The 4,824-nt window shown below is 67.6% G+C and carries 2 protein-coding genes; one reads left to right on the forward strand and one right to left on the reverse strand.

Translation table 11 applies throughout. The features are described from left to right. Positions 1-438: 438 nt before the first annotated feature. Positions 439-3,432 (reverse strand): TonB-dependent receptor plug domain-containing protein, encoded by a 2,994-nt coding sequence (locus TX83_RS21530; RefSeq protein WP_064750032.1) that lies wholly within the window; start codon positions 3,430-3,432, stop codon positions 439-441. Between the two features lie 453 nt (positions 3,433-3,885). Between TX83_RS21530 and apbC the strand changes: the two genes are divergently transcribed. Further along, on the forward strand, positions 3,886-4,824 hold a 939-nt coding region (apbC, locus tag TX83_RS21535; protein WP_261370244.1), incomplete at its 3' end, for an iron-sulfur cluster carrier protein ApbC.

The raw sequence follows: 4,824 nt of genomic DNA on the forward strand, positions 1-4,824 counted from the left end.
GAAAACGCCATGGCCGTTTCGAATCAAAAGCCGCTATGGGACGCCGCTGACGCGAGGCTGCTCCGCACAGGCCCTCCCTGGCCTGGCTGCGCACGGCCCGCCTCCCTGCGGGCCGCCCTCCGGGGCTTGAGGGCGTTCTTGCGAGTTCGATGCGGCGCCAGGCTCTTTACGGCAACAGCAACAGCAACAGCAACAGCAACGGCGGGCGCTGCGTTGTTGTCGAGGGGTAGGAGCGGCGCAAGCCGCGACCGCGGAGGTCGGTGAGCGATGCGGATTGGGCAGCGCGGTGCGGCCGATGCGATCGCCGATGGCGCAGCGTTCCTCCGGTGAGGGGAGCGCGGTTCGCTCGGTACCGGTCGGCGGGTTGCGGGCGGGCAAAGAAAAAGCCCGGCGCGAGGCCGGGCTTGTTCTTGTCGCGGTTCGAAGGCCTTGCGGCGATCAGAACTTGTAGGTCGCGCCCACGTACACGTAGCGGCCGATGTTGTCGTAGTTCGAGTTGATCGCGCTTTCGCCGAAGTAGTTCAGCGGCGGATCCTTGTCGAACACGTTGTCGGCGCCGACGTACAGGTCCAGACCGGTGTTCGGCAGCTTATAGCCGACCTGCAGGTTGTGGTAGGTGTACGAACCGTTGCGGATCGGCGAGACCTGGCCCGGGTTGCTCTGGTAGCTCCACGGCTCGACGCGCAGGTTGCCGTCGATGTAGCGCATGTCCCAGCTCGCGCGCCACTGGCCCAGCTTGTAGCTGGCGTTGAGCGAGGCGCGCCAGCGCGGATCGCTGACGTAGTTCAGGTACTCGCGGTACTCGTTCGGGAACGCCTGGAACGCCCACTCGCGCGAGGAGATCAGGCGCGTGCCGACGAAGCGCAGCGAGGTCTGGCCGCCGAACAGTTCGAAGCGGTAGTCCGCTTCGATGTCCACGCCGGTGCGGCGCGAACGGGCCAGGTTCTCGTTGAGCGCGGTCCAGTTGTAGATCGAGCCGGCCGGGAAGGTGCGGCCCTGCGGGTCGACGTAGCCGCCCGCCGGAGCGCGCAGGATCGCCGCGCAGAAGTCGTTGCCGATGCCGCCGGGCGAGTCGACGCAGCGGGTCGCCAGGGTTTCGGCGGTGACCGCGCCGATCGCGTCCTTCAGGTTGACCCGCCAGTAGTCCACCGACAGACCGAAGCCTTCGATGAACTCCGGCTGCCAGACGAAGCCGTAGGAGAACGAACGCGCCTCTTCGACGTTCAGGTCCGGGTTGCCGCCGCTGACGCCCGGGCGGTTGCCGCCGTAGGTGTCGACGTAGTTCGCCGGCAGGCCCAGCGCGGCGCAGTTCTGCGCGCGCAGCGCCGGGTTGGCGGCGGTGTTGACCGAGTTGGTGCGGCCCGGACGGGTGTCGCAGGGGTCGTTGATGGTGGCGAAGTTCTGGGTCTGCGGGTTGAACAGCTCGCCGATGTTCGGCGCGCGCACCGCCTGGGCCAGGCTGGCGCGGACGCGGAACGAATCGTTGATCGCCCAATCCAGGCCGACGTTCCAGGTCTTGGTCTCGCCGACCGTGCTGTAGTCGGAGTAACGGCCGGCCAGGTCCATGCTCAGGCGCTGCACGCCCGGCAGGTCGGCCAACAGCGGGATGGTGGTTTCGGCGAAGATTTCCTTGACGCTGTACTCGCCCTTACGGTTCGGGATCGCGTTGAGGAAGGTCAGGCCCTGGGCCGCCAGCGGATCGGTGTTCTCTTCGCTGGTTTCCTTGCGCCATTCCACGCCGGCCGCGAAGCCGACGCCGCCGGCCGGCAGCTCGAACAGCGAGCTGTTGGCGACCGAAGCGCTGAACACCTTCTGGGTCAGCTTGGTGCGGTTGACCGCGTCGTAGTTGAACCAGTCGGCCGCCTGCGGGTTGACCGCGCCGTTGCCGAAGATGCTGAACGGCACGCAGCCCTGGCGCGACAGGTCGAGGTAGCGCACGCCGGTGTTCGGGTTGATCGCGTTCGGATCGATCGAGGTGCGGCAGACCAGATTGCCGGCGCCGTCGCGCACCACGTCCATGCCGGCCTGCCAGCGGTCGTTGATGCGGTTGTTGAGGTTGAGGCGATCGATCTCGGTCTTGCCGTAGTTGGCCGAGACTTCGTACGACCAGTTCTCGCTCAGGTAGCCTTCCAGGCCGACCACGTAGCGCTGGGTTTCGCGCTCGACGTTCTCGCCGCGGCGGCCCGCGTCGACGTTGAAGCGCGAGACCTGCAGCATGCGGTTGCGGTCGGTCAGGCTGTTGAGGCCGTTGGCGTCCATCAGCGCCGCCAGCTGCGGCGACAGGTAGGCGTTGTCGCGGCGGATGCGCAGCGGCTGGTCGAAGCTCGGCTGGGCCAGGAACTCGGACTCGGTCTTGGTGTACTTGCCTTCGAAGAAGAACTTGTGGTTCTCGTTGATGTCGAAGTTCACCATCGTGTTGACGCTGTAGCGGTCGAAGCCCGGCTGCAGGTCGGCGACGCTGTTGAGGTCGACGAAGTCGCAATTGACGCAGGTGTTGGCGCCGTCGCGCGGACCGTCGTAACGGGTGCGGCGGAAGCTGCCGTCTTCGTTGAACTGGTAGCGCACGCCGCCGGCGTTGAAGGTGCCGCCGTAGGAGATGCTGGAGTTGCCGCCCGGACCCATGAACACGCGCTGCGGGTTGCTCTGGCTGGACGGCAGGTTCGGGTTGTAGTTCGGGTTCGGCATGCTGAGCAGGAACTCCCGGCCGATCGAGCGATCGTTGCGGCCGAAGTTGTCCTGCTTGCTGTACTCGGCCGAGTACACGACGCTGCCGCGGCCTTCGGCGAAGGTGTTGCCGCCGGTCACGCTGACGAACGAGCGGCTGAAGTCGCCTTCGCTGGCGTCGCCGGTCTGGGCGCGCACTTCGTAGCCGTCGAAGGACTTCTTCATGATGAAGTTGACCACGCCGGCGACGGCGTCGGCGCCGTACACGGCCGAGGCGCCGCCGGTGATGACTTCCACGCGCTCGATCAGTTCGACCGGGATGGTGTTGACGTCGACCGCGGTCGAGCCGGACAGGCCGCCGACGTGGCGGCGGCCGTTGACCAGCACCAGGGTGCGGGCGGTGCCCATGCCGCGCAGGTCGAGCAGGCCCAGGCCGGCGGTGCCGATCGAGCGGGTCGAGTTGCCGAGGGTGTAGGTCGCCGACAGCTGCGGCAGGGTGGTCATGAGATCGGCGATGGTGACCGCGCCGGTGGAGCGGATCTCTTCCGAGCTGATGCCGACCACCGGGGACGGGGTGACGAAGCCGATGCGCTTGATGCGCGAGCCGGTCACGGTGACCGCGTCGATGTCGGTCGGCGCGGCCGAGCCTTCGGCGGCCGGGGCCGGGTCGGCGGCGTAGCCGGCGCCGCTGACGGAGATCAGCATCGCGCTGACCAGTGCGGCCGTCAGCCTGCTGCGTTGCAGGCCGAGCGTGTTGCGAACTGCCATTGTGTTTCCCCCAAAACGTGAAGAACGAAGTACGACTTCCGGTGGCCGTCCTGGCGATTAACAATCCTTTGACAAACCTGAAATTAACACGCGCGAAACATTTGCCGTTTTGCGCCCGGCGCCCCTTGGCTTTGCTGAAGACCAACGCTCAACTGGTTGATCGTGTTGGCTTCTCTAGCTGAATAGGGGGCGCGGGCGTGCCGTTTCGGGGCAAAGTCCGAGCAAAATGAATGCGATAGCTGTCACGCTGGTTTCGCCGACTCGATCAGTCGCTTGCAATTTCCGATGGCGTCGGTCGGGGGCGCGACGAGAGGCGGTGCCGGGCTGTGGCGATGGCGGCGAAGGGGACGCTGCCGGGGCGCAGGCCTTACCATGTGCGCGGCCGCCGAGCGGCCGGTCCCATCACAGAGCCCCCATGCACAAGCACACCCCACGCCCGGCTGGACGGCCGGCATGAGCGAGACCTTGCAGGCCGCGATCGCGGCGCTTCTCATCCCCGACACCGACCTGCGCCTGGGCGACAGCGAGGCGCGCATCCGCGCCGGCGCGGCCGACGGCCGGGTCGCGGTGTCGATTTCCGCCGGCTTCCCCCTGGACGGCCTGCGCGCCGGGCTGGAGCGTTCGATCGGCGAGCTGCTGGCCGCGCAATCGCTGAGCCTGGCCAGCCTGGAACTGAATTCGCGCATCGTCGCCCACGCGGTCCAGCCCAAGCTGGCGCCGCTGCCGAACGTGCGCAACCTGATCGCGGTGGGTTCGGGCAAGGGCGGGGTCGGCAAATCGACCACCGCGGTCAACCTGGCCCTGGCCCTGGCGGCCGACGGCGCCCGGGTCGGCGTGCTCGATGCCGACATCTACGGCCCCAGCGTGCCGACCATGCTCGGCGTGCACGGCAAGCCCGACAGCCCGGACGGCAAGCACATCGAGCCGCTGCGCGCGCACGGCGTGGAGGCGATGTCGATCGGTCCGCTGGTCGAGCAGGACACGCCGATGATCTGGCGCGGCCCGATGGCGACCTCGGCCCTGACCACCTTGCTCAACGATACCCAGTGGGGTGAGCTGGACTATCTGATCGTCGATCTGCCGCCCGGCACCGGCGACATCCAGTTGACCCTGTCGCAGAAGATCCCGGTCGCCGGTGCGGTGATCGTGACCACGCCGCAGGAGGTCGCGACCCTGGACGCGCGCAAGGCGCTGCGCATGTTCGAGAAGGTCGAGGTGCCGGTGCTGGGCCTGATCGAGAACATGGCCGTGCATGTGTGCACGAACTGCGGCCACACCGAGCATCTGTTCGGCGAAGGCGGCGGCGCGCGCATGGCGGCGCAGTACGGCGTGCCGCTGTTGGGCAGCCTGCCGCTGGAACTGGCGATCCGCGAACAGGGCGATGCCGGCGTG

Origin of the sequence: Lysobacter antibioticus HS124, from assembly GCF_000336385.2 — a bacterium.
Lineage (GTDB): Bacteria > Pseudomonadota > Gammaproteobacteria > Xanthomonadales > Xanthomonadaceae > Lysobacter > Lysobacter firmicutimachus.

Coding starts and splice junctions, on each gene's coding strand:
- TX83_RS21530 (WP_064750032.1), bottom strand. CDS start 3,432: ATGGCAGTTCGCAACACGCTCGGCCTGCAACGCAGCAGGCTGACGGCC.